The organism is Psychrobacter sp. T6-1 (assembly GCF_052258445.1).
The window spans coordinates 1-617 of sequence record NZ_JBQQFC010000756.1; the positions used below are offsets into that span (position 1 = coordinate 1).

Here is a 617-nt window from a genome sequence, read left to right on the forward strand (position 1 = left end):
ATCATAAGCGATTACTCGCCAATGCTGCTTCTAAACGTCAAATAAGCTGCACTGATAGCCGCGCTATCTTCAATCTGCGGATAGTGACCCAGCTCTGCCATTACCGTGATATCAGCGTTAGGAATCAACTCACGATAGCGGTTGACCATGTGCTGACCTGAGATCGGGTCTTTGGCACCAGCGATCAGCTTGACGGGTACGCGGCTATTGATAATCGCCCTGACCCAGCGCTCACGGTAGCGCTTTCGCTGCGGAATATAATTAATGAGTTTGTGCATCACCCCTACGCCATCATTATGCCTCAGCAACTGCCATAGCACGTCGATGACCTCAGGGGTTGGCGGGGTTCTGGGTCCAAATATCCGCTGCAAGTTCGTCGCAAATTTTGCCTTAGTAAAGAGCTTGGATACCAAAGATCCGAGTGGTGATAGCAATAGTCTCTGTATCAAAATCGGCCTATGGGTCTCGGGGAACAGCCCACCATTTAAGAAGCAGACGCTAGCGATATGCAAATCACAACTCACATCCGCTTGTCTTGCCAGCAGCTCTTGCGCTACGGTATCGCCGTAATCATGCGCCAAGATATGATAGTTATCGACACCCAATTGACGCAAAAA

General features: G+C 49.8%; 1 protein-coding gene. It reads right to left on the reverse strand.

Annotation, left to right across the window (positions count from 1 at the left end):
• Positions 1–11: 11 nt before the first annotated feature.
• Positions 12–617 (reverse strand): alpha/beta fold hydrolase (locus ACTXGO_RS15820; RefSeq protein WP_443575191.1); only part of this gene is annotated, 606 nt, incomplete at its 5' end.